Here is a 23044-nt window from a genome sequence, read left to right as displayed (position 1 = left end):
CTACACCTCACTCGTTAATTAGCAATACTTTTTGGTGTGTACCTTTTTTGAATCCAAATCAAGAATCCATCTGCAATCATTGCTAGAATCGCAACGGCAACAGATCCAGTTATAATTAAGTAGTTATCTCCACGCGTAATTCCTTGTGTAATCAGAACACCAAGACCACCTGCACCGATATAAGCTGCAATAACGCCAATCCCGATATTGATCACAACGGCTGTTCGAATACCTGCCATAATGACAGGAAAAGCATTCGGAATCTCGACGCGAAAAAGTCTCTGAATGGGTTTCATCCCAAGACCAATCGCTGCATCCCTCATCTCAGGGTCCACGTTACGAATCGCGGTATATGTATTCCTTATTATGGGGAGCTGTGCATATAGCACTAGCGCAACAAAAGCGGGTACGAAGCCGATACCAAGATTCACGATCGAAAAGACTGGAATCATAACTCCGAACAAAGCGATACTCGGGATCGTTAACATGACTGATGCGATTTGAAGTACCGTCTCAGCCAGGTAGTCATTCGTTGTTAAATAAATGCCAAGTGGCACCCCGATCAAAAGCGCAACAAGAATCGCCGCTCCAACTAGAATCGCATGTTCTATCGTCAAATCGAAAATACGCGATGCGTTAATCTCAAGAAACTTAATCCATTTATCCAATTTAATCCCTCCTCATCCTTTTATTCCCTAAAACGCACAATCTTCATGTTAACATAATATCTGAGTTTCGTCTTTGAACCCCATATTGCGCGCTACAGTACACCAAAAAAGCACATCCGTTTTGATGTGCCCTTCATAGCGATTCATATTTTCACTCGTAAATCGACCTGTTCATTTGGATCAAGATTAGTCTTCCTGTTCTTTATTCTTATCCACATCCCAAGTTTGGCCGGACTTGCCCATGTAATAAAGGAAACCTGCAGATGATAGAATCGTTAAAAGTGTTATGATGAATCCCATTGTACGCCCCCTTTTGAGGATGCTTTTCCTCTAATAGAAAAAGTAGACTTCTTTATCTTTTTAACACCGATATTACCACAATCTGGTACTTAGTTACACCTTAAGCAAAAAGAAATCGTTTCGTGTTGAAGATCTCCCCTAACCTGCTTTAACAGTTCGAACGGCCTTTTTCCAATTCTCGCAAAGCGACCTTTTTATTATCATCGTGCACCCCGCTCATGAAGTTGAAGAAAGTGAACTTCTCTTGCATGTGCGCTTTTAATTCCTCATCTTCTTTTGGAAGCTCTTGAAGGTAGTACATCGAGAAATCGAGGCGACTATCCATCTCACGCTTATCTTCAGTCGTCCTGCCATGACCAGGGACATGGACCTTAATATCATACTTATTAAAGATGGTTTCTGCTGTATCGATCGTCCGAACATAGTCATGATAGCTTCCAGAAATGAACGGAAATTCTACATCCGATAAATAATCTCCAGATAAGAAGATTCCATATGGCTCAACTACGGTGAAAATTCCATCATTCGTGTGACCTGGAGATTTATAAAAGGTTAACGTCAGGTCGCCTGCTTTTAACTGCTGGCCGTCATGCTTTACGACAACATCCACGTCAGGGTAAATGTGGTCATACGTTCGCTCTAAATAATGGCCTTCATCAAATTCTCGATTTTGTTGAACGACTTTTTCTTTATCAGGATACTGTGCAAATTCCTCTGAAGCGATCACTATCGCATTAGAAAACGCGCCGGCACCGATAATGTGATCATAGTCATTATGAGTGTAGATGATGTACAGCTGTTTACTTCCGAGATTACTTTCGATGTATTTTTTAATACCTTCTACCTCTACAGGTAACCAGTTCGGATCCGTCATCACGATTGCATCATCGGTCTCGATGACCGCTGAAGTCGTCATATAGAGTGAACTTTGAAACACCGTAAGATTTTCTTTCTGATATTGAATCATACTTCCACACTCCTTCTCTATTCCATTTATCCTTCTCTATGCTATTCCCATTTTCCTATCGACAAAAAACGGGTGGTGCCTGTGAACAGACACCACCCCATGAATTATTTCTAACGCTCAAGAATATCCATAACACTTTCACGATCAAGCTCTTTATAAGTTCCCACTCCAGGCTTGATAAACGTCTTCTCAACAATCGAGTCGAACTCACTGTCGTCGATGTCGTAATCAGCAAGTTTGCTTGGCGCGCCGATTGAGTTCCAGAAATCGCGTAGTGCACGCGCACCCTCTAAAGCTACTTCTTTATCACTCTTACCTATAGGATCAACGCCAAGTACGTTCACCGCAAGCTGCTTCACACGAGAAGGATCTTCTTCTAAAACGTGCTCAAGCCAGTTTGGGAAGAGAATCGCAAGTCCGCCACCGTGCGGAATATCATACACGGCAGAAATCGCATGCTCGATGCGATGCGTTGCCCAGTCGCCACCGTCTGTACCGTTCATCAACGTACCGTTGAATGCAGTCGTACTAATATACATCATCGTCTCTCTATGCTCGTAAGATTGTAGGTCACTTACAAGCTTCGGCCCCGTTTCAATCGCGGTACGAAGAAGTGATTCGATGAATCCGTCGATCATCGGCGTATTTTCTGTTCGATGGAAATAGTGCTCAAGTGCATGAGACATGCTATCGACAATACCGTATACCGTTTGATCTTCCGGTACAGAGAACGTATTCTGTGGATCTAGAATCGAGAATGACGGATACACGTGGACAGATCCCCAGCCTAGCTTATCTTTCGTTTCCCAGTTCGTGATAACTGAAACAGAGTTCATTTCAGAACCTGTAGCCGCTAACGTCAGCACCGTTCCGATTGGTAGAGCGTCTTCGATCGGAGCTTTCTGTGTGATAAGATCCCAAACATCTCCGTCGTACTTCGCGCCGATCGCGATTGCCTTCGTACAGTCGATCACGCTTCCGCCACCTACAGCTAAAAGAAAATCGATGCCTTCACTCTTACAGATTTCCACACCTTTACGAACTGTCGTTAATCTAGGGTTTGGTTCAACACCAGATAGCTCGTGCACGTCTGCACCGACTGCATAAAGCTGCTCCATCACGTTATCATAAACACCGTTTTTCTTAATGCTTCCGCCGCCATAGACGACAAGCACAGTCGATTCTTTTTTGATTTCAGATGAAAGCTGTTCCACCTGACCTTTACCAAAGTAAAGTTTTGTTGGATTGTATTGTAGGAATGTATTCATCGTTACACCTCAGTTTGAATTCGATTACGTTTGCTAGTTTAACATAAGGGGTCTGGTAGGGGTCAGGCACGTGCCTGACCCACTCGCTTAAACCCTTTCCAAGCTTCGATAATTACAATCGCCACAACTATAAGCGCTGTGATGGTTAGGGAACGTTCAATATAACGCTCTGGTAATGGAAAGTACGACATGATCTTCGAATGAAGGATGTTTTTATTGAAAACGATCAGTAGAAAAACTGTCGTCGAAAAAGCAAGCTGTAGCGCATTAAGAAGCGCCATCGGCTTCGTCCATACTCCTCTAAATAGTTTATATCCAGCGAGGAGCACCTCACCAACAACGGCAGCTACAACTAGCGGCCAATACGACAGCAAGACATCATTGTTAAAGAACGGTGCAACCATCTCGCCATCTTTCATCACGCCGATTAAGTTTGACGCATTAAAATAGAGAGCTGTGATGGCAGCTGTCCAAAAGAGGTCCCAAAACACCTCTTTCTTTGTAACAGCGTTCTCGCTTAAATAACTCGGTGATTTCTTTAAATCATCTGGTGACCATTTCTTGATCGTTTCTTTCTTATGTTCTGTCCGCTCAAGGATTACAAATCCAAGCGTAACCCAGAACAGGACTTGTAACGTTACTTCAAAGAACACAACAAACGCATTTCCAAGCGTTATCCAGAAAATACTCATTAACGAAAGTGCACCAGAATGTTCAATGAAATCTACTGTTAAAAGCGATAGAAAAGAAATGAGAAGCGCGATCGGTAGAATGAGTTTAAGCAATGAAACGTACGACTCGAAGTAGTTCGGTCCAATGAGGTGCATCGGCCAGTTTTTATACCCATTCGCTAGCATAAAGGGACTTCCAAGTTCACTTAGTGTATCCTTCACATCTTCCTCACTGTAATCCTCAGGCAGCGTATCATAGATCGTTGACCTTAGTTCTAGCGCAATATCTTCACGTTCTTTCTCAGGTAACCTTCTTGTCACTTCTCCAATATACGCTTCAATCAACCTCACTTGATTCGTCTCCTTTCAGTAGGGAGTGAAGTTCCGCTGACGTCTTCTCCCACTCAGCCTTTAACTGTTCGTAGGTTTCAGTTCCAAATTCACTCAACACGTAATACTTTCTCGGCCGCTTCTCGGATGTATCCCAACTACTCGTCACAAGCTCCTGTTTCTCTAACCTTCGCAAAAGTGGATACAGGGTGCTTTGTTCGATAGTAATTCCAGACTTCTCAAGCGACTGAACGAGAGAATACCCATACTGTGGTGACCTTAACTGACTGAGCACGGCGAGCGTCAGCGTCCCTCTCCTGAGCTCGGTTACTAAGGAATTTAACAACGTCATTCCATCACTGCTTTCTATTACTGTATGTCATACACTATCTATACTATGTATCATACAGTAATGTGTGTAAACCAGCAAGAGAAAATAAATGAGGGGTCAGGCACGTGCCTGACCCCTCACCATAATTTTGTCATCTACTACTGGCTTATCAACTTTACCTGGTCTTCTAATGAAGAATGACAGCACGAGCGCCACACCCGCAATAAATGTAGCTACGAAGAATGCTAAATTAATGCCTTCAAGCATCGCCTTCATCATGATTTGCTGCTCACCCGCACCAGTAACAGATAGCTCTGAAGCAGTCGATTCTGTCTGTGTCGACATGACCGTTACGAGAAGTGCCGTTCCGATCGCTCCTGAAACTTGGTTCAGCGTGTTATTCATCGCTGTACCGTGGGGATAGAATTTCGCTGGCAGCTGGTTGAGGCCATTCGTTGATACCGGCATCATCACCATAGACATCCCAAACATTCGTACCGCGTGAAGAACCATCAAGTATGTGTACGTTGTTTCTAACGAAAGCGTACTGAACAAGTATGTTGTCACAACTGTGATGGTAAGACCTGTCATCGCAAGCACACGCCCACCATACTTATCGAAAAGCCGCCCTGTTATCGGTGACATGAAGGCCATCACAAGCGCCCCAGGTAGCATCATAATTCCTGCGTCAAACGGCGATATGCCTCTGATTGTCTGTACGTAAATGGGTAAAAGTAACATCCCTGAGAACAGCGCCATGTTGATGACCATCGTGATGGAAGAAGATAGCGCGAACATCGGATATTTAAAAATCGTGAAGTTGAGCATCGGTCGCTCTAGTTTTGACTGTCTCACGATAAAGGTGACTAGTGAAATCACACCGACTGCAAGCGTGACGGTCACATGCGGGCTATCCCACCCTTTGCTTCCTGCTGAACTGAACCCGTAAAGAATGCCACCAAAACCTGCACTCGATAAAACGAGTGAAAGAATATCAAGTTTTAAGACGACCTTATCTTTTTTATCCTTTAATAAAAAGAAGCCGAGCAACAGGACGCCAATCGCAATTGGAGTGACAAAGTGAAACAGCATTCTCCAATCGTAATGTTCAATGATCCACCCTGAAAGTGTAGGCCCAATTGCCGGTGCCGCCATCAGGATCAATCCGAACACACCCATCGCTGCGCCTCGTTTTTCAATCGGAAAACTTACGAGCATCACGTTCATTAAGAGCGGCATCATGATCGCTGACCCTGATGCTTGAAGCATTCTCCCTCCTAATAAAACAGGAAAGACATCGGCCATCCCCGCAACAATCGTTCCGATCGCAAACAGCCCCATCGCCGCAAGAAACAAGCGCCGTACTGAAAATTTCTCAATTAAAAAAGCCGTGGCAGGAATCATGATTCCATTCACAAGCATAAACCCTGTCGTTAACCACTGAACTGTCGCTGTTCCGACTTGTAAATCTGCCATAATGGATGGCAGAGCTATATTTAATAATGTATTGTTCAAAAATGCAATGAACGCTCCCACGATGAGCACTGCTAGAATCCCATACTGTGGACGAGGTGTTTCATTCATCGTTGCATTCATATGATCCTCTCCTATACCTCTGGTTCAATTTTTATACCACAAGTTCACTATGAACAGTTTATACCATCGGTTCAATTTAATCAACACCTTTCTCTCCCTACGTATATACACGTTTGTTCTTTACAAAGAAATCATGTATCATCATTTTTATACAGGTAGTATACCTCCAAATTCAAGCGCAGGGTGATGATGAGATGAACGATCGGAAGCAACAGGTTATTATAAAAGCTCATGAACTATTTATTGATCGGGGTTTTCAGGCAACTTCGATCCAAGATATTCTCGACTATACAAACATTTCAAAAGGAACATTCTATAACTACTTTTCATCGAAAAACGAGCTGTTGATCGCGCTGTTCAAATCACTTCTCGAGGAGATGGAAACGAAGCGAAATAGCTTGATGACAGGAAAAGATGCCGCAAATATCGATGTCTTCAAGAAGCAAATTGAAACCCAGATGAATACGAACAGAAAGAATCGTCTTCTTACCTTATTTGAAGAAGTTGTTCTCTCACCGGATGAAGATATAAAAGAATACATTAAAGAAAGTCAGGCGCGAATGCTTCAGTGGGTCTACCATCGCTTTGAAGATCTATTCAGCGTGGATTCGAAGCCATACCTTTTGGATTGCGCCATCATGTTTCTAGGCATCCTTCATCAAAACACAAAATACTATGCGCGCACGCATGGATCTACTGTGAACATTCAACTCGTCGTAAACTATACCGTTAATCGTATCGAGAAAATTGTTAAAGAAGTAACAGATAGCGGTGAACAGCTGATCGAACCAGATGATTTAAAAAACTGGCTCCCAGATGCAGAACTGAAAGATCAATCACGAAAAGAACAGCTTAACTATGCCGTACTCTGTATGAAGAAAAAATTAAAAGGATCAGCTGATTGTTCTCATTACTATGAGCTGCTTGAATTTATTCGAGACGAATTCACACAGTCTAATGAACCGCGGTATCACTTGATGAAGAGCGCTCTCACAACACTCCAAACAACGATTCCTGAATCGGTAACGGAAGACTTAATGAAAATAGAAGAAATAATAGGGGGTCAGGCACGTGCCTGACCCCTTATTGTTATTATTTTTTTGTTTGCACTAATGCTCTATCTTGAGTAACATGAGAAGGAATGATATGAACTTATATGTAATCCTACATCATTTTGTCTTCTAACGAACGCCCTGTAATTTTACAACTAGTAAGAAAAAGACCGTTACAACAAATAGATCGAGAAGGTACGAGAGGAGAAAATGATATGCAGCGAAACACGGAGCTCCACGAATTTCTACTAAACAAAGCAGAAGAACTTACCGAAGAATGGTATGAATCACTTGATAAATCAGATCCCGAGGGTGTGTACTCTTCAAATGATCCAAGGGTGATCGAGAACCTAAAGGCTCAAAACATGGCTTTCCATCACCATCTTTGCAAAATTTTCGTCATGGAAAAGGAAGAATTCTTCAAAGAATTTGACGAATGGATCATGGAGATTGCAACAGATCCAGAACATATAAAGACACCCACTCACATGATTATGAGGGAGTTTCTACGAGTTCGTGAGCAGTATATTAACTACATCCAGCAATTTGCCAACGAACAGGACTACCCTGTTTCACAGGAAAAGATGGACCTCTGGAAAACCGTTATCTTTGATGCGTTCGATATTGTTATGATGCGTGTGTTCGAAGGGAAAGCAGAACACCTCAACAAGAAGATCGAAGAACAACAAAAGACGATCAATGATTTAAGCTCTCCATTGATCTCGCTACAAAAAGGCCGCGCGCTCCTACCGCTTATTGGCGACATCGATGATGAACGAGCAACTGCCATTATCGATAACACCTTAACAGGCTGTATTGAAAAAGGCGTCGATCATTTATTCCTAGACCTTTCTGGTGTTCTCATGGTCGATACGATGGTCGCTCAGCAAATATTCCAGTTGATCACAGGGCTTAAGCTCATCGGCGTGACGACGACACTATCTGGAATTCGCCCAGAAATTGCGCAAACTGCCGTCCAACTTGGTATCGATTTCGGAGATGTGAACATCTCAGCGAACTTAGCTCAAGCGATGTCAAGCAACGAAGAAACTGAAGACTAGGAATTTCAGGCTGTGGAGAAACTCTTCACAGCTTTCTTCTTATTCTTCTGAGCTAGCATCAATTACTTTCCACTTTCGCTAATCCCATGGCAAGATGCTCCCACAGTATTTTCTCCACTTTTTCCCCCATCGATTTCTCACATTCTACAATCAACACAACATCTGCCTTTTTTCCTTTTAATCGCGTCTCTTTTTTTTCCGTTTTCCAAAGTATCACTAATCTTATTAATAAACCTAAAAGAAAACCAGTTACTGCACCAATAAGCCCCCAATAAATAGGTCCCCAGTCTAATTCAAAACCCACACTTGCTGTTACGACTGAAAATGCGGTTGCAAGTGGCAACCCTATATCGATTAGGGAAACACCGTCCGAGTAATGAAGAGAATCGAATATTTTCCTTGTTTCTGCTCGTTTATCGAGCGGTACTGCATAAATTTTTTCTCGATGAATCCCTTGTTTCTCAAGATTTGAGATTGCGATTTTCAAGATAAGCATGATTTTCAAAAGTAGAGAAAATTTGCATGGCGCTCATATCAGTTTCTTTCCTTTCTTAACTACAAATCCTTGAGATTGGTATGTTTGAATAAGATATCCCCTTTGTACTTTTTTATAGAGCTTATTGTTTTCTACTGTATTAACGTAAGCATCATATATTGCAAATCCATAAAGAGAAGGAATCATTAACAGCCAATCAGGTTTAAGAACATTTGTTGCTTCTTTTATGTCTCCGAGAAAGAGCAAAGAGATTGCCTCGAGCACATGGGAGAAATAGAAAAATGTCACACACCAAACAATGATAAAAAAGGCCGTTACGATCCGATGAAGATACATTTGTCCAAGACCTGGCATCAACAAGGACCATAGTGCTGCCATTACTGGATTTCGTTTATCTAAGTAATTGATTTCAAACGCCCCAAGACTAAACGTGTTCATGCGATGATCCTCCATATCGGCCAACAAATATACTTTATTCAAATCTACTGTAGTCCGGTAGCTATCCCATATCGCAAAAATATAGACGGGTATGTAAATTAAAAGCCAACGTGTATCTAGAGCTTCTTTTGCTAATTGAATTTCACCTTGAAACGAATAAATCATAGCCGTGTTAACATGAGCATTCATATTTACAACAACTTCCCATGCAAACAATACAAATCCCCTTAAATATTTTGACAGCAGCAAATGACCGAATCCGGGAAACGCAACTGACCACCAGGCAATTACGTATGGATTTCGTAAATGCAATTGTGTTGTGCCCCATATGCTTACAAAGGCCCTGTATCGCCTTGCCGTATTATCGTTCGAATAGTTGTCCATGTTCAGAACATCCTCTATTTTTTCTGTCACTTTCTATTCTCACAACAATCAAGAGAAATTATCCTTTTCAAACACAAAAAAAACTGCCAGTACATGATACTGACAGCTTTACGATGTCGTTATATTTGAGCAGTCTTTGGATTTGCTCCATACTTATTGTCATCCACACTATCGAGCACGAGGAAGACGATCAAGATGATCGAACCAACGATTGGAACGAATGAAATCAGCACCCACCAACCACTCTTCCCTGTATCGTGTAAGCGTCTTACTGCAACTGCTAACGCTGGTAAAACAACAGCTAGCGAATAAATAGTAGTCAGTACCACACCGAAATCAGCAGCGGTTTGAATCCACGAAAGAAGAGCACAAATAATCACGTGAACAAGAAAGAACATCCAATACTCTTTTCGACGAGCTCTACCTTTGAAGTTCACATACTCCTTAAGCACCTTACAATACCAGCTCATCTTCATTCCCCCCTCTGTCTCACAAAGTTGATTATAATCATACCTAAAACAATATATATTCAGGAGAAGAGGAATGTACCACTTTTTAATAGTAAGCAAAGTGGATTAACAATACACCGGATTATTGGAATAGTGACTGATGCAGCGCCCCATCCTTTCCATCTGCTTTTGCAATCTTGCATATGAGACAGGTACTTCTAATTTCAAACCACTATGGAAATGAACGATCGTGCTATGTTTAGAAAGAGGCATCATATTTCTCACGTGATGATAGAAGATCCAAAAGCAATCAAGGTTGTCGGGTGACTCTGTTGGAAATGCGCAAATGCCGTTCGCCGTGGAGATGACGATCGGCGTTTGGTGTTCATATTTCAGATGATACACCATCGCCTTTCTTCGTCCATCATAGGTCGAACCACCTTCAAGACAAGCATCACAAATCAAATCGATCTGCGATTTTTTTGATAAATAAACACCTGAGCGGTCATATATTCTCGTATCATGTAAAAATTCTTTCGCAGGCAAAAGCGCTTCTGTTGTTCGACTTATTTCATATTCTAATACAATTTCCTCACATACGATCATTGTTCTCTGATTCCCTTCACTATTAATATCGCCAACATAATCACACGTCCTTCGGTTCATTTCAGTTCCCCTTACGAGTGAGAAGCGGTATACTTAAGGAAGTTGGTTTTTTAAACCTTCGAACCCCTCTGAATGTTGTCTTACCAGGATTGGCATTCAGAGGGCTCTTATGTATTCATGCGCAAGGAACATTTTCTTCCTATAGTTATTACACTTACGCACACTTTAAAACCCTCATGTGAACATGAGGATCCCCAACTCCCTTTGTTTAACATTTTCTTTTCTGCTATATTTTCACACCCCCTAATTCGATTATAATGAACTATCTGAAATTTAGGAATAGTTTTTTAGGTAGAATTTCCCTATTTTATTTCGGGTGAAAAAAGATCAATACCCCTATAAATCCCATCTTGCTTTTAGTAAAAACAAGTGTATAATAATTGCCTTCATAAAAAACACAAAAAAGCTGCCCGCCTTTCCTCAGCAGCCAGCCTACGCTTAGATTCCATCTAATATGTCTTGATAAACATCGTTCCATTTCGAATAATACATCTTCACGTCTTTCGCATCGATAAAGATTCTTTCCCCTGATTCATAGTTGCCTTCAAAAGGGTGAACCTCCGTAATCGCCATGCTGTAAAAGACCTGGTACCCTACCTTTGGATAAGGACTCCATTCATCCCATTGATCATTGTTCCTGTGGTCAACAACGATCGAGCCGAGTAACGTACAGGCACCTGATACATACCCCTCCTCGAATGCCTCTCGCTGGAAGCACTCTTCAGGCGTTTCTCCCTCTTCAATATGACCTCCTGGGAAGTCCCACCCTCGATCGTTCAATTTGACCAGCAGGAACTTGCCATCTTTAAAACAAAACCCATGAACGCTAGTAATGAGTTCCCTATGAGGAAGCGTATTACTCGCATGCCATGATAACGAAACCCGTGACTCGCCCCAGTTTACAACGATTGACCTCACCTTTTCATCTCCCTACCGAACGTCTATCTTGCTCTACGATTACCCAATCCTAAAAATGAGAAAAGAGGCTCATCATAGATGCTGCTCATCATTTCTCCTATTCCCACGTGAATGATACTACCCTCTTAATTATTCCAAAATGATCCATCTAGAACAAGTGAGAAATGTAAACGTTCAGTAACATATCCTATCACGCACATTGGAAAAACAGGATTTTGAGAGTGAATGTGTAATAGTTATGAATGCAAGAATATGTTTGGCAAATACGATAATGATTTGGGGAGGAACTTATGGTACAACAATCCATGGAAACGACTGAGTTACGCAACGCTTTGCTAACGTCTTATCATACGATCAGAGAAATGACTACTACACTCGTCCAGCCACTCGAAACAGAAGATTATACGATTCAATCTCATGCAGATGTTAGCCCGCCAAAATGGCACATGGCTCACACCACATGGTTCTTTGAAACCTTTATATTAAAAAAACACAATGATAGCTACTCATCCTTCCACGAAGAATTCGAGTATTTATTCAACTCTTATTACGAAAGCGTTGGAAGCTTTTATCCGAGACATGCGAGAGGTCTATTAAGTCGTCCAAGTATCAATAAAGTAAAACAGTATCGAAAAGATATCGACGAAGAAATAGAGACTTTGATCCAGAGCTTAGATGAAACAAAACTAGCTGAAGTTGCTGGCTTAATTGAGATTGGCTTACACCATGAACAGCAGCATCAGGAACTTCTTATGACAGATATTAAATATAACTTCTCGATCAATCCTTTGAAGCCTGTCTATCGTGACCGAAAAGCTAAGACTCACAGCGAAGCCACTCCTTTAGAATGGGCGTCTTTTAATGGTGGACTTGTCGAAATCGGAATCGATGAAGGGGATGATTTCTCTTTCGATAACGAACGCCCGGTACATAAAGTGTGGCTAGAGCCGTATGAGCTTGCGACTAAAACCGTAACGAACGAAGAATACCTAGCATTTATGGAAGATGGCGGATACGAACGAGCGGAATTCTGGCTTTCCGATGGATGGACAACCGTGAAAAATGAAGGTTGGAAAGCTCCACTGCATTGGGAGAAGAAAGATGGAGCGTGGTACACATTCACGCTACATGGCTTCGTACCCGTTAACAACGAAGAACCCGTCACACATATCAGCTATTATGAAGCAGAAGCGTACGCAAGCTGGGCTGGAAAACGTCTTCCAACTGAAGCTGAATGGGAAGTTGCGGTTCGTGACCAGCCCATATCAGGTAACTTTGTGGAAGATGGGATTTACCACCCTGTAGCAGCTACTAAAAAAGATGAAGGGCTGATCAAGAAAGCGTACGGAGATGTGTGGGAGTGGACGAAAAGTCCATACATGGCTTACCCAGGCAACAAACCGCTCGATGGTGCACTTGGAGAATACAACGCTAAATTTATGAGCAGTCAAATGATTTTACGGGGAGGATCTTGCGTCACGTCTCAATCTCATATTCGACCCACATATCGTAATTTCTTCGGGCCTGAAAAACGCTGGCAATTTACTGGAATACGTCTTGCAGGAGACGTGAGATGATCAATACAAAATCGAAACTACGAATTATCGACCAGCTACCGAGAGAAAGTGACCGTTTTGAAGAAGCGATTGAAGGCTTAACAGCTCGACAGAAATTCTTACAACCAAAGTTCTTGTATGACCAAAAAGGATCAGAACTATTTGAAGAAATCACAAGCTAGAAGACTATTATCCTACTAGAACCGAGCTTTCAATTATGGAACGTTCACTCGATGAGATTATCCGTTGCATTGGTCACGGCTCGACGATTATCGAGTTCGGTAGCGGTGCGAGCAGGAAGATTCGTTTATTACTTGAAACTGGCATGATTTCTGAGTACGTACCGATCGACATTGCAAAATCATTTTTGGAAGAATCATCAGATCAGCTATCTTCCGATTATAAAGAAAACCGTCTTCTTTCCTGGATCAACAATCGGAAATTTTGAGAAAGAAGAAGCACATGCATTTCTTTCAAACGTATCGAGTCTCCTTTCACCAGGAGACGGTCTATTGATTGGTGTCGATATGAAGAAAACACCTGCAGTACTCCATCAAGCATACAACGACAAAAAAGGAGTGACAGCACGATTCAACCTCAACATGCTGACTCATTTAAACCGTGAAATCGGCGCTGACTTTAACCTTGATCAGTTTCAGCACTACGCGTACTACAACGCGCCGATGGGGAGAATCGAAATGCACCTCATCAGCACCACTAATCAAAACGTAACGATCGGTGATGTCACAGTGCCCTTCAAGGAACATGAAACGATCCATACAGAGAATTCCTATAAATATAGTATCGATGAGTTTCAGAAGCTTGCAACAGCTTCAGGTTTTTTACCAGAAGAAACCTGGACCGATCAGGATCAATTGTTCAGCATTCATTATTTAAAAGTTGAATAGTAGAGATACTAAAGAGAGCGAATAGTTGAGTTCCGCTCCGCTCTCTTTCAATCTTCACCAATATCACCGCTCTCTCTTCTACTTATTACTATATGATTCTATGTACGTTCGATACTCTTTCGTCAAACCGTCTGGTAGATTATCAAACTGAAAATAGTCCATTTCCAAAGACTCTGATCGATCCACTTTCAGTGTACCTTGAACATCTTTTGTGACATACACCGCTGTAACCGAATAAAGCTCATCACCGTTCGAAACTTTGAAGTAGTAATCCTCACCAGAAAAGACATCGAGAAGCTTAAGACTACCAACTTCTAATCCGGTTTCTTCTTTTATCTCTCTCCTAGCCGTCTCTTCAAGGCTCTCACCAAGTTCCATGAGTCCTCCCGGTAATCCCCAGCCTCCGTCCTTTCGATGCTGCAGGAGCAGTTCATTGTTTTCATTGATAATAATGACGACAGCACCTGGTAAAATCAGAGGCCTATGCCCGACGAGTTCTCTTAAGTTTTTTACATAGTCCATTGTGTTCCCCCTATCTCTTCCATTCTTTATTTAAAATGGCATACAAATACTCACTTCCCCATTCACCTTTGAACCAGATATTTTCAATGAAATGCCCTTCTCGTCTCATTCCAAGGTTTTCTAGCAGCTTGATCGATCCTTCATTTTTTACATCCGTAACCGCAAAAGCGCGATGTTTCTTGAGCTCATCGAACAAATAGGTCAAAAGCGTCGTCAATGCTTCGTGTGCATAACCTTTCCCCTGAAAACGCTTTGCTAACGTAAATCCGATTTCGACCTGTCGAGCATCTTCAGCTAACGGGTGTACAACGCAATCCCCGATCATTTCATTCGTATCCTTTCGCTCGAATGCAATCTGAAAATACTCTCCAGGCGCATTAAAACGAGCTTTTGCCATACTTTCAAAGAACGCGATTCCCTCTTCTCTTGTATACGATTCCCACGACTGGTACCGCGCGACCTCAGGATCAGCACGATAGGCGACGAACGCGTCCAGGTCAGACTCTTTAAATGGTCTTAGCAACAACCGCGAACTTTGTATCGGTGTAAACTCTTTCACAACTTCCCCTCCCTTTCTAAGTTATCACGAGTATATCCAATGTCTCTGGTATATACAAAACTATCGTAATTTTCTTTCAAATACATGAAATTTTTTCCTATTTCTAGTAATGTAAGAGATAGCGTTTATTAAAGGGGGATACAATAGTGGAACACACATTAACGAAAACATGGGATTTAGATACGATCTATCCAGGGGGAAAACAATCAGAAAAGCTATTACAACAGTTCTCACAGCTAGAAAGTGAGATTCCTATTTTAATCGATCAACTGCAACCACCTCTACCTACAAAAGAGATCGTACAGCTGTTGGATAAAGTTCAGAACGTCATTCTACTCGCTTTCCAAATCGACGAATATTGCATCTGTCTCTCATCTGAAGATATTCACGATCAAGAAGCCATGAAGCTAATGGACAGAAGTAAACAACTTCAAGTTATGGTGAAAACGTTAGAAGCAGAGCTAGATGGATTCTATGCTACCTTAAGTGAAGAAGAATGGAACCAATTATTAGACAGCGATGCTCTTCAATCAATCAGGTCGTACCTTCAAGAGAAACAAAAAAGCAATAAACTACCACAGAAGATCGAAAACGCCATAAACACCCTCTCGATCAATGGAATAAAAGGTTGGGAAGACCATTACGAACAGCTCTTCTATAGTCTTGAAGTACAAATGCAAGATGGCGATGAGACGAAGAATATCCCTTTATATGACGCTTACATCCAGGCCTTTTTCGACCAAGACCGCAAAAAACGAATCGTTGCAAACAAAGCCATACAGACCACCCTTATACAACACAAAGAGAGTTTTGCATCGATCTTCAATCACTTTGCTGGGTTTCGACTCGATACATATAAGCTAAAAGGAATCGAACATACGCAAGCTGAATTCTATGAAAAGAATCGAATTAAGGAAGGTTCCGTCTCAAGCATGATGGATGTGCTCAGAGAGAACCGTGAGCACCACCAAAAGTTCTTAAAAAGGAAAGCTGAGCTAATGGGACTCGATCAACTCAGTTACTTTGACATCGATCTCCCATTCTTCTCTTCTAAATCTAGTATCGACTATGAAGAAGCTGCTGAAATCGTGACAAAACAGTTCCAAACTTTTAGTGAAGAGATGGGGGCATTCGCTGAGCGCGCCTTCCGAGAACAGTGGATTGACGCTGAACCTAGAAAGAACAAAGACTTCAGTGCTTTTTGTGCAGCGATGCCTTTAGAAGGTCAAAGCCGCATCCTCCTTTCATTCGAAGGAAATTATCAAGATGTCGTTACACTAGCGCACGAAATAGGGCATGCTTATCACAATATGATTCTCCAAAGTGAAGCAGCTTTCACTCAAGAAACGGGATCAGCTCTAGCAGAGACTGCATCCACTTTCGTAGAAAACCTTGTTTTAGACGCAGCGATTGAACATGCTCCAACAGAAGAAGATCAGCTGTCTCTTCTCGAAATGAAGATCTCAAATGCAAATAAATACATCTCATCCATACCGTACACATTCGATTTTGAACAGCAGTTCTATGAAAAACGCAAACAGGAAAAGGTAAGTGCGGATGAGATTTCGAATCTTATGGTCGAAACAGAAAAGCGCTGGACGACTAACGCATTACGAGAGTACAACCCTTATAACTGGATGACGATCAGTCATTTCTACACTCCAGAAAAACCGTTCTATACCCTTTCGTACAGCATTGGCTACCTCTTTAGTAACGGCATTTACGTGGAGTCGAAGAAGGACGATAAGGATTTTCATAACCAATACGTAGAACTTCTTCGCCATACTGGTAAAATGCCGATTGAAGAACTAGGTGCCACGTTCCTTAATCAGGATCTCTCAAAGAAAGAGTTCTGGGAAAAGGCGATCAAACCAATCAATGAAGCGATCGAACAGTTTATTAGCCTTACGGATAAGTATGTGAACTAGTCTTTGTTCAATACTACAAAAGCCACGTACAACGTATTGTTGTACGTGGCTTTTGTTAGCTATTCTTCTAATCTTTCTTCTTCACCATCCGATTTTTCTTATCATAAAGTGAGACGCCCCACAGTGAAGCGATACCAACAAAAAAGACTCCTAATCCCGCAAAAAAGACACCTATGTAAACTAAACCCATCTTACTAGCCTCCTGCCTAATCTGCCTTCAATTGAACGCTTCCCCCATTATACCTTACAGATCCTCTTCAATAACAAAATGAAAAAAGCAGTCCGGTAGGATATCGTGTAAGATACTCCTAAACTGAACTGCTTACAGGTGGAATTACCTATGTTGGTCAAGAAGGATTGGATTACCATCAGGATCTTCGAGCGTGATGCTCGCTGGACCTTCAGTTGATTCATCAGCTTCTGACATCAGTTCGATGCCGTTTTCCTTCAGGTGTTTTTGAAGATCGCGAATGTCTGTGAACGAATCCAGGTTTTGAGCATTTTCGTCCCACCCAGGATTGAACGTTAGAATGTTCTTCTCAAACATTCCCTGAAACAAACCGATGACGGTGTTACCGTTCTTCATGATGAGGTAATTGTGTGACATATCTCCACCTAATGGATCAAATCCAAGTTTTTCATAAAAGGCTTTCGATTTCTCAAGGTCCTTCACATTTAAACTGATCGAGAACGCTCCTAAGTTCATAATTCCTCCTATTAAATATGTATTTTGGTGTTAATCACCTTTCACTACCTCTTATTCAATAGAAAGTGTGTCACTCCTTCTTTTATCTATACAGGCACCCATTTATTCTCCACAAATAAGATGGGTGTGAAGGAGTGTTGACTATGCCGTGGCATCAAAAAATACAATATTTAATCGGTCAGCCTGTTGGAATTTCATTAACGAACGGACAGGGAACGTCAGGGGTATTATGTGGTACATCTCAAGGGAAGGTTCTTGTGATGGAATACTTGTATCAATCACAATTCGCCTTGAAGCAATATGATTTCAATATGATTCAAGATATAAATGGATTTCCACCATGTCAAAATCAACAGCAGCTATACTAAGATAAAGTCCCTTTACGGAGGGACTTTTTAATATCCAGTGCTTACCTATGAATGGTTTCACTTAAGAGAATTCACTCCCCTTTTTATAAACTGCTCTTCGATATGATTGTGTGGGAGAGGGGGACTACACAAATATCCTTGGTACTCGTGACATTTGCTTTCAATGATATGATCCAATTGTTCTGTGGTTTCGATTCCTTCTGCGATCACATTTAAACCAAGGTTTAACGCCATATGGACAATGGTTTCTACAACGGCTTTATCCTTCGAGCTCTCATGAATAGCTTGAGTGAATGACTTATCAATTTTCAAAGTATCAAGCGGAAAGTCTTTTAAGTAACTAAGCGAAGAATACCCTGTGCCAAAATCATCAAGAGATAGCTTCACGCCCATCTTCTTCAAACGAAGCATGATGGGAATCGCTCGTTCAGGTTCCTGAACAACACTTTCTGTTAATTCAAGTTCTAAGTAAGATGCATCCAAGTTCGTATCACTTAAGATCGTCTCAACTACCTCAGCGAAGTTCGGTTGTCTGAACTGTAATGCGGATATATTTACTGATATATGGTTCAGGGTCTCATCCTCTTCCAACCATTTTTTAAACTGGACGCATGATGTTCTTAAAATCCACTCTCCCATAGGAATAATTAAGTTAGTCTCTTCTGCCAAAGGAATAAATTCATAGGGTGAGACAAGACCAAGGGTAGGATGATTCCAACGGACGAGGGCTTCAAATCCGATGACCTTCTGTGTCGTTACATTGACTTGCGGTTGATAATAAACTTGCAACTCTTCTCTCTCGATCGCCTTACGCAAACCCGTTTCAAGCAACATTTTTCTTGAGATCACACTATTGATCTCGTTAGTAAAATAGGAGTACTGACTTCCTCCTTCTTTCTTAGCTTCATACATCGCCGTATCTGCATGCTTTAATAACGTATCCGCAGTTGTACCATCTCCAGGATATAGGCTAATCCCTATTGATGTAGAGGTATAGAGTTCTAACTTTTCGAAGAGGAAAGGTTCAGAAATGACTTTTATAATTTCCTTAGCGACATTACCAACTTGAAATTCACTCGTATGAGGAAGCACAACCACGAATTCATCCCCACTTTGCCTTGCTAATAAATCTTTCTTCGCGAGACAAGACTGGGTTCGCCTCGCGATCTCTTTCAATAACTCATCTCCAACACGATGCCCAAATACGTCATTAATTTGTTTAAATCGGTCTAAGTCTAGAAACATGACTGCTATGGTTTGTGGATGATTGACGGCTTGTTCAATACAGGAAGACAAGTGATCATGAAGCATCCTTCTGTTTGGCAAATGAGTTAAGTCGTCGCGATAGACCAGTTCTTCAATTCGCTTTTGGCTTTCAATACGTTCTGTGATATCTCGAATAATTCCAGTAAAATAAGCACGCTCCCCGTCGTTAATCGTTGATAATGATAGTTCGATCGGAAAAGTGCGGCCCGATTTATGTAATCCTTCAAGTTCCACAGTTTGCCCAATCACTCTTTTTTCTTGTGTTTTTTGATATCTCTCAAGTCCATTTTGATGCGCCACTCGAAAACCAGATGGCATGATTGTCTTGAGAGGTTGCTCAATGACTTCTTTCGCTCGATAACCAAAGATTGTTTCAGCAGCTTTGTTCCACGATAATATCTTCCCCTTGTGGTCAGCTGTAATGACGGCATCATTGGCTGATTCGATAATAGATCGATGCATCCGATCCATGATATGAAAGCGATGATTGCTATCTTCTATCCTCGATTGGTATTTAATCATGATAACGGAAAAGGCCATAATCAATAAAACGCCACCTACAACAAGATACCCTAAGGTTGATTGATCAACACTTGTCTGTAATTGAGGGGGCTTTGCTACACTCGTTCCATGAAAGGAAGCTGCGGCCATACCTGTATAGTGCATACCAGATATAGCCACACCCATGATGAACGAACTTGTCCATACCCTCCATTTGCCGCTATCCGTTTGAGCATACGATAGGAAAAGCTTTAACGCAGTGAAAGAAGCGATAAACGCAATGCAGACGGAGAGCGATACAAGTCCAGCATCGTATGAAATAGTAGCGGGCATCTGCATAGCCGCCATTCCAATATAATGCATCGAAATGATGCCCATACCAATCAGACTAGACACGACTAGATGAGTACTTGTTTTATTAATTTCTAAACTGATTACATAAAACGCAATGGCACTAGACGTAATCGATAGAAGAATACTAATAGACATAAATAACGGGTCGTACGTAACGAGCATATTTGTGTCATAAGCGAGCATGGCAACGAAATGCATAGACCAAATGCCAGCCCCTAAAGTAAGGCTCCCCATAGCGATCCATATCATTCGATCTTTTCCTTTAGAGCCAAGTAGCCGGCTAGCAATCTGTAACGAAGTGAATGCTGCCAAGACTGCTACTGCAAAAGACAGTGACACTAACCAAACATTATACTGTCCAAACTGATCCCCCATATAAAATTCTCTCCCCTAAGATACACGTTAATATGAACTACACGTTATTGAAATATAAATCAAACTCTATTTCATTATGAGAGACCAATTCTTTTCTCATAATCTATTATCAGAAGTTAATTTTACCATTTGTTCTTCGTAGCTACTATTTTATATGTAAGATGAGTGAACATCTGCTTCAAATGCAAGCTTCCATCTTTCAAAACAAGCTGTATCCTATATTCCAACACCAATCCATATTCTACCATGAAAAACAAACAAAATGCCCTGTATTTTTTACAGGGCATTCAAACTAGTATAGGTTGTAACGAAAAGTTAGATTACTTTTTCTGATCTAGCTCATATGCGTTAAACAGGTGGTTTCTGTTACTCTGATTCTTAGCTTCATCATTTCCCCCTGCATTAAGACAGATGTCTTCAACTCCAGTGTATTGAAGCTCAAACCGTGTTAATTTCATTAGAACTCTCTTCTGCAACAGGAAAAGTTGGTAACCTAACGTCTTTTCCAAAAAGAATATTCTCCATCTGTAACACAATATCATGATGGATTTTATTATCATCAAAATTAACGTGATCACGATTGCTAAGGTAGATGATCGATTGATCGGATTCAGCGTATCGAATCAAGAAGGAATGAAACCCGGCACAATATCCCCCGTGAGAAATTATTTTGCCATACTCGCTTTTTTCTACAGACCACCCGAATCCATACCCCGCTTCGTTGTCAGGATGTAAGCCAATGGCATACCCATATTCTGAACCGTCTTTTAAAACAGCAGGGTTGAACGCCTCATTTTTCGTTTCTTCCTCTATTAACAATTCCGAATAAAGTGCTCGATCCCATTTATGTAAGTCTTCTGCGGTCGTGTTGATCACACCATCCCCACGAACACCATCTATAAAGTACACATAGCTATGTTCATCGATACCATCTGGAATCTGATATTCATCTTTCTTTCGGTCATAGATGTATCCTATGGCGAGGTTGTCCGAGGTCTTCATTATTCGTCGAGACAAAGGAGCTGTATGTTCCATTCCTAGCGGACGAAAAATGTTGTTCTCTAGAAATTCATCGTATGTAACTCCTGACACATTCTTTATTACTTCAGCAAGCAAGATGTAGCCCGTATTGCTGTACTCCCACTTCTCACCAGGTTCAAAAAGAAGGGAAGGCTTATGCTCCTTAAGGAATAAATCTAGAACATCTTCATTTGAAGCGATCTTACTTCGATCCCAATTTTCCTCAAACCATTCTATGTAATCCGGAAGCCCTGAAGTATGCGTCAACACATTCCTGATCGTAATGTCTTGATAAGGTAGATCTGATAAATGTTTCGATAGAGCATCATCAAAGCTTAATTTCTGTTGCTCCTTCAATATCATAATCGCCATTGCTGTAAAAGATTTTGAAAGAGACGCGATATCAAAACGCGAATGTTTCGTAATTGGCTCACTCTTTTCTAAAGCAGCGATTCCATTACGGTTCATATACACCGGACTTCCATTCTCACAAACGACAACACTACCATTGAACATTTTTTCTTCCGTTAAATAGCGAAAAAGCTCTTCAAACTTCCTAGCTTTGGTTTCCTCAGTCATATAGACCTCCCATATATTAACTTCTTATTAAATAGAATAATTCTGCAGGATCTCTTTTATATCATTCAAATGTTTATTCAATGACACTGCTGGGACTATGAAAAGGAGGCCAAATTGAAGTACCACTCTGACCCATGATTTTTTTCTAATAAAATCGAGCACTCCCCAGAACATCCCTACTAGTAAGGTAGTAAAGAAGAAGAAGTATTCTTGTTGTAGATACCCAACAAGATCTGTTAGAAGTCCTGCTCTCCACTCCTCATCTTCTTCTGGCTGGTAGGTGACCTTTTCATCCTCTACCCCTAAGATATTAAAGGATTGTAGAACGACCGTATCACCATTTGTGTCAATCACGTCATATCCGAGCGGTGAATATCCGAGCGGGTATGCGATGACATACGCTATTGAAGTTGCAATTATTAGAAAAGCGATATATAGAAGAACACGTCTTATTTTCGTTAACATTTCTTCACTCATCATTCGCCTCACATTTCTTCCTATATTGCTAGATTGAACGAGAGTCACAACCACACTCGTACTCATGAAAAGTAAAATCCTTATGTAACGTTACGTTCTTAAAGTCATGCGTATCTGACACATACACCCTCACCAATGGAGCAACATCTAGTTTTGCAAACTCTCTTACTTCAGCTTCCATATCCACTGAAGAACGAATAGGATACTCGTTCATATCTTGGAATAAATCATTATGTTCGCAAACATCATACGTGACGGCAAGGTAATATTTCTTCATAACGGACCTCCAGTTCTAGCTATTCTCCTAGTAACTGTTAACTATTTTTCTAG

At 41.3% G+C, this 23044-nt stretch carries 25 protein-coding genes and 1 pseudogene; 6 read left to right on the top strand and 20 right to left on the bottom strand.

The features are described 5' to 3' along the window. Positions 1-14 precede the first annotated feature (14 nt). The 6 genes from LCM09_RS09305 to LCM09_RS09280 form a co-directional block, all read right to left on the bottom strand. Complete coding sequence (locus tag LCM09_RS09305) at positions 15-668, bottom strand: ABC transporter permease (RefSeq protein WP_224880893.1); 654 nt, start codon at positions 666-668, stop codon at positions 15-17. 448 nt (positions 669-1116) lie between these two features. Continuing rightward, entirely contained in the window at positions 1117-1935 is an 819-nt protein-coding gene (locus tag LCM09_RS09300; protein WP_224880891.1) for an MBL fold metallo-hydrolase, read from the bottom strand. Positions 1936-2045: 110 nt separating this feature from the next. After that, positions 2046-3203, bottom strand: a complete 1158-nt coding sequence (locus LCM09_RS09295; RefSeq protein WP_224880889.1) for an iron-containing alcohol dehydrogenase — start codon at positions 3201-3203, stop codon at positions 2046-2048. A gap of 62 nt (positions 3204-3265) precedes the next feature. After that, positions 3266-4225 (bottom strand): HAAS signaling domain-containing protein, encoded by a 960-nt coding sequence (locus LCM09_RS09290; RefSeq protein WP_224880887.1) that lies wholly within the window; start codon positions 4223-4225, stop codon positions 3266-3268. Continuing rightward, positions 4212-4556 carry a PadR family transcriptional regulator gene (locus LCM09_RS09285; RefSeq protein WP_224880884.1) on the bottom strand — a complete coding sequence of 115 codons (345 nt, stop codon included), beginning with the start codon at positions 4554-4556 and terminating at the stop codon, positions 4212-4214. The genes LCM09_RS09290 and LCM09_RS09285 overlap by 14 nt, the downstream gene beginning before the upstream one ends. Positions 4557-4652: 96 nt before the next feature. After that, entirely contained in the window at positions 4653-6131 is a 1479-nt protein-coding gene (locus LCM09_RS09280) for an MDR family MFS transporter (protein WP_224880882.1), read from the bottom strand. 194 nt (positions 6132-6325) lie between these two features. Between LCM09_RS09280 and LCM09_RS09275 the strand changes: the two genes are divergently transcribed. Together LCM09_RS09275 and LCM09_RS09270 are read left to right on the top strand one after the other, a co-directional pair. Next, positions 6326-7210 (top strand): TetR/AcrR family transcriptional regulator, encoded by an 885-nt coding sequence (locus LCM09_RS09275; protein WP_224880880.1) that lies wholly within the window; start codon positions 6326-6328, stop codon positions 7208-7210. A gap of 188 nt (positions 7211-7398) precedes the next feature. Continuing rightward, positions 7399-8244, top strand: a complete 846-nt coding sequence (locus tag LCM09_RS09270; RefSeq protein WP_224880878.1) for an STAS domain-containing protein — start codon at positions 7399-7401, stop codon at positions 8242-8244. A 58-nt stretch (positions 8245-8302) separates the two neighbouring features. Here LCM09_RS09270 and LCM09_RS09265 read toward each other — a convergent pair whose 3' ends face one another. The 5 genes from LCM09_RS09265 to LCM09_RS09245 form a co-directional block, all read right to left on the bottom strand. Beyond that, entirely contained in the window at positions 8303-8740 is a 438-nt protein-coding gene (locus LCM09_RS09265) for a hypothetical protein (RefSeq protein ID WP_318246505.1), read from the bottom strand. Positions 8741-8773: 33 nt separating this feature from the next. Then, the gene (locus LCM09_RS09260) at positions 8774-9562 is read right to left on the bottom strand and encodes a hypothetical protein (protein WP_224880876.1); all 789 of its coding nucleotides are present in this window, start codon (positions 9560-9562) and stop codon (positions 8774-8776) included. Positions 9563-9681: 119 nt separating this feature from the next. Continuing rightward, positions 9682-10032, bottom strand: a complete 351-nt coding sequence (locus LCM09_RS09255; protein WP_224880874.1) for a DUF805 domain-containing protein — start codon at positions 10030-10032, stop codon at positions 9682-9684. A 105-nt stretch (positions 10033-10137) separates the two neighbouring features. After that, the gene (locus LCM09_RS09250; protein WP_224880872.1) at positions 10138-10677 is read right to left on the bottom strand and encodes a competence protein ComK; all 540 of its coding nucleotides are present in this window, start codon (positions 10675-10677) and stop codon (positions 10138-10140) included. A gap of 438 nt (positions 10678-11115) precedes the next feature. Then, positions 11116-11595 carry an NUDIX hydrolase gene (locus tag LCM09_RS09245; RefSeq protein ID WP_224880870.1) on the bottom strand — a complete coding sequence of 160 codons (480 nt, stop codon included), beginning with the start codon at positions 11593-11595 and terminating at the stop codon, positions 11116-11118. Between the two features lie 290 nt (positions 11596-11885). Here LCM09_RS09245 and egtB point away from each other — a divergent pair, with 290 nt between their 5' ends. Further along, positions 11886-13172, top strand: a complete 1287-nt coding sequence (egtB, locus tag LCM09_RS09240) for an ergothioneine biosynthesis protein EgtB (protein ID WP_224880868.1) — start codon at positions 11886-11888, stop codon at positions 13170-13172. Continuing rightward, positions 13169-14059: pseudogene (locus LCM09_RS20760) on the top strand (L-histidine N(alpha)-methyltransferase). The gene egtB and the pseudogene LCM09_RS20760 overlap by 4 nt, the downstream one beginning before the upstream one ends. Before the next feature lie 78 nt (positions 14060-14137). Here LCM09_RS20760 and LCM09_RS09225 read toward each other — a convergent pair. Continuing rightward, on the bottom strand, positions 14138-14581 hold the full coding sequence (locus LCM09_RS09225) for an NUDIX hydrolase (protein WP_224880864.1): 444 nt from the start codon (positions 14579-14581) through the stop codon (positions 14138-14140). A gap of 10 nt (positions 14582-14591) precedes the next feature. Further along, positions 14592-15140, bottom strand: a complete 549-nt coding sequence (locus LCM09_RS09220; protein ID WP_224880862.1) for a GNAT family N-acetyltransferase — start codon at positions 15138-15140, stop codon at positions 14592-14594. A 146-nt stretch (positions 15141-15286) separates the two neighbouring features. Between LCM09_RS09220 and LCM09_RS20910 the strand changes: the two genes are divergently transcribed. After that, positions 15287-17068: a M3 family oligoendopeptidase gene (locus tag LCM09_RS20910; RefSeq protein ID WP_224880860.1), complete on the top strand. Its 1782-nt coding sequence runs from the start codon at positions 15287-15289 to the stop codon at positions 17066-17068. Positions 17069-17135: 67 nt separating this feature from the next. Here the strand turns inward: LCM09_RS20910 and LCM09_RS20750 are convergent, their stop codons facing one another. Together LCM09_RS20750 and LCM09_RS09210 are read right to left on the bottom strand one after the other, a co-directional pair. After that, positions 17136-17258, bottom strand: a complete 123-nt coding sequence (locus tag LCM09_RS20750; RefSeq protein WP_263622903.1) for a hypothetical protein — start codon at positions 17256-17258, stop codon at positions 17136-17138. Between the two features lie 144 nt (positions 17259-17402). After that, positions 17403-17774: a VOC family protein gene (locus tag LCM09_RS09210; RefSeq protein ID WP_224880858.1), complete on the bottom strand. Its 372-nt coding sequence runs from the start codon at positions 17772-17774 to the stop codon at positions 17403-17405. A 143-nt stretch (positions 17775-17917) separates the two neighbouring features. Here LCM09_RS09210 and LCM09_RS09205 point away from each other — a divergent pair, with 143 nt between their 5' ends. Further along, entirely contained in the window at positions 17918-18142 is a 225-nt protein-coding gene (locus tag LCM09_RS09205; protein ID WP_224880856.1) for a hypothetical protein, read from the top strand. 57 nt (positions 18143-18199) lie between these two features. Here the strand turns inward: LCM09_RS09205 and LCM09_RS09200 are convergent, their stop codons facing one another. From LCM09_RS09200 to LCM09_RS09180, 5 genes are all read right to left on the bottom strand, one after another. Further along, on the bottom strand, positions 18200-20638 hold the full coding sequence (locus LCM09_RS09200) for a bifunctional diguanylate cyclase/phosphodiesterase (RefSeq protein WP_224880854.1): 2439 nt from the start codon (positions 20636-20638) through the stop codon (positions 18200-18202). A 320-nt stretch (positions 20639-20958) separates the two neighbouring features. After that, positions 20959-21096, bottom strand: a complete 138-nt coding sequence (locus LCM09_RS09195; RefSeq protein WP_224880852.1) for a hypothetical protein — start codon at positions 21094-21096, stop codon at positions 20959-20961. Next, the gene (locus tag LCM09_RS09190) at positions 21077-22237 is read right to left on the bottom strand and encodes a serine hydrolase domain-containing protein (protein ID WP_224880851.1); all 1161 of its coding nucleotides are present in this window, start codon (positions 22235-22237) and stop codon (positions 21077-21079) included. The genes LCM09_RS09195 and LCM09_RS09190 overlap by 20 nt, the downstream gene beginning before the upstream one ends. Positions 22238-22264: 27 nt before the next feature. After that, positions 22265-22780, bottom strand: a complete 516-nt coding sequence (locus LCM09_RS09185) for a hypothetical protein (RefSeq protein WP_224880849.1) — start codon at positions 22778-22780, stop codon at positions 22265-22267. Then, positions 22743-22991 (bottom strand): hypothetical protein, encoded by a 249-nt coding sequence (locus LCM09_RS09180; protein ID WP_224880847.1) that lies wholly within the window; start codon positions 22989-22991, stop codon positions 22743-22745. Before LCM09_RS09180 ends, LCM09_RS09185 begins: the two co-directional genes overlap by 38 nt. Positions 22992-23044: the final 53 nt, after the last annotated feature.

The organism is Guptibacillus algicola, assembly GCF_020171805.1.
Taxonomy (GTDB): Bacteria; Bacillota; Bacilli; order Bacillales; family Guptibacillaceae; genus Guptibacillus; species Guptibacillus algicola.
Note: the sequence above shows the minus strand (reverse complement) of the source record. Positions and strands in the feature narration are given on the sequence as shown.

Bases quoted from the DNA above. Each gene is read 5' to 3' on its own strand.
- LCM09_RS09250 (WP_224880872.1), bottom strand. From the start codon at position 10,677: ATGAACCGAAGGACGTGTGATTATGTTGGCGATATTAATAGTGAAGGG.
- LCM09_RS09275 (WP_224880880.1), top strand. From the start codon at position 6,326: ATGAACGATCGGAAGCAACAGGTTATTATAAAAGCTCATGAACTATTT.
- LCM09_RS09280 (WP_224880882.1), bottom strand. From the start codon at position 6,131: ATGAATGCAACGATGAATGAAACACCTCGTCCACAGTATGGGATTCTA.
- egtB (WP_224880868.1), top strand. From the start codon at position 11,886: ATGGTACAACAATCCATGGAAACGACTGAGTTACGCAACGCTTTGCTA.
- LCM09_RS09270 (WP_224880878.1), top strand. From the start codon at position 7,399: ATGCAGCGAAACACGGAGCTCCACGAATTTCTACTAAACAAAGCAGAA.
- LCM09_RS09300 (WP_224880891.1), bottom strand. From the start codon at position 1,935: ATGATTCAATATCAGAAAGAAAATCTTACGGTGTTTCAAAGTTCACTC.
- LCM09_RS09190 (WP_224880851.1), bottom strand. From the start codon at position 22,237: ATGACTGAGGAAACCAAAGCTAGGAAGTTTGAAGAGCTTTTTCGCTAT.
- LCM09_RS09210 (WP_224880858.1), bottom strand. From the start codon at position 17,774: ATGAACTTAGGAGCGTTCTCGATCAGTTTAAATGTGAAGGACCTTGAG.
- LCM09_RS09205 (WP_224880856.1), top strand. From the start codon at position 17,918: ATGCCGTGGCATCAAAAAATACAATATTTAATCGGTCAGCCTGTTGGA.
- LCM09_RS09200 (WP_224880854.1), bottom strand. From the start codon at position 20,638: ATGGGGGATCAGTTTGGACAGTATAATGTTTGGTTAGTGTCACTGTCT.
- LCM09_RS09295 (WP_224880889.1), bottom strand. From the start codon at position 3,203: ATGAATACATTCCTACAATACAATCCAACAAAACTTTACTTTGGTAAA.
- LCM09_RS09185 (WP_224880849.1), bottom strand. From the start codon at position 22,780: ATGAGTACGAGTGTGGTTGTGACTCTCGTTCAATCTAGCAATATAGGA.
- LCM09_RS09265 (WP_318246505.1), bottom strand. From the start codon at position 8,740: ATGCTTATCTTGAAAATCGCAATCTCAAATCTTGAGAAACAAGGGATT.
- LCM09_RS09285 (WP_224880884.1), bottom strand. From the start codon at position 4,556: ATGACGTTGTTAAATTCCTTAGTAACCGAGCTCAGGAGAGGGACGCTG.
- LCM09_RS09180 (WP_224880847.1), bottom strand. From the start codon at position 22,991: ATGAAGAAATATTACCTTGCCGTCACGTATGATGTTTGCGAACATAAT.
- LCM09_RS09255 (WP_224880874.1), bottom strand. From the start codon at position 10,032: ATGAGCTGGTATTGTAAGGTGCTTAAGGAGTATGTGAACTTCAAAGGT.
- LCM09_RS09225 (WP_224880864.1), bottom strand. From the start codon at position 14,581: ATGGACTATGTAAAAAACTTAAGAGAACTCGTCGGGCATAGGCCTCTG.
- LCM09_RS09195 (WP_224880852.1), bottom strand. From the start codon at position 21,096: ATGAAATTAACACGGTTTGAGCTTCAATACACTGGAGTTGAAGACATC.
- LCM09_RS20750 (WP_263622903.1), bottom strand. From the start codon at position 17,258: ATGGGTTTAGTTTACATAGGTGTCTTTTTTGCGGGATTAGGAGTCTTT.
- LCM09_RS09260 (WP_224880876.1), bottom strand. From the start codon at position 9,562: ATGGACAACTATTCGAACGATAATACGGCAAGGCGATACAGGGCCTTT.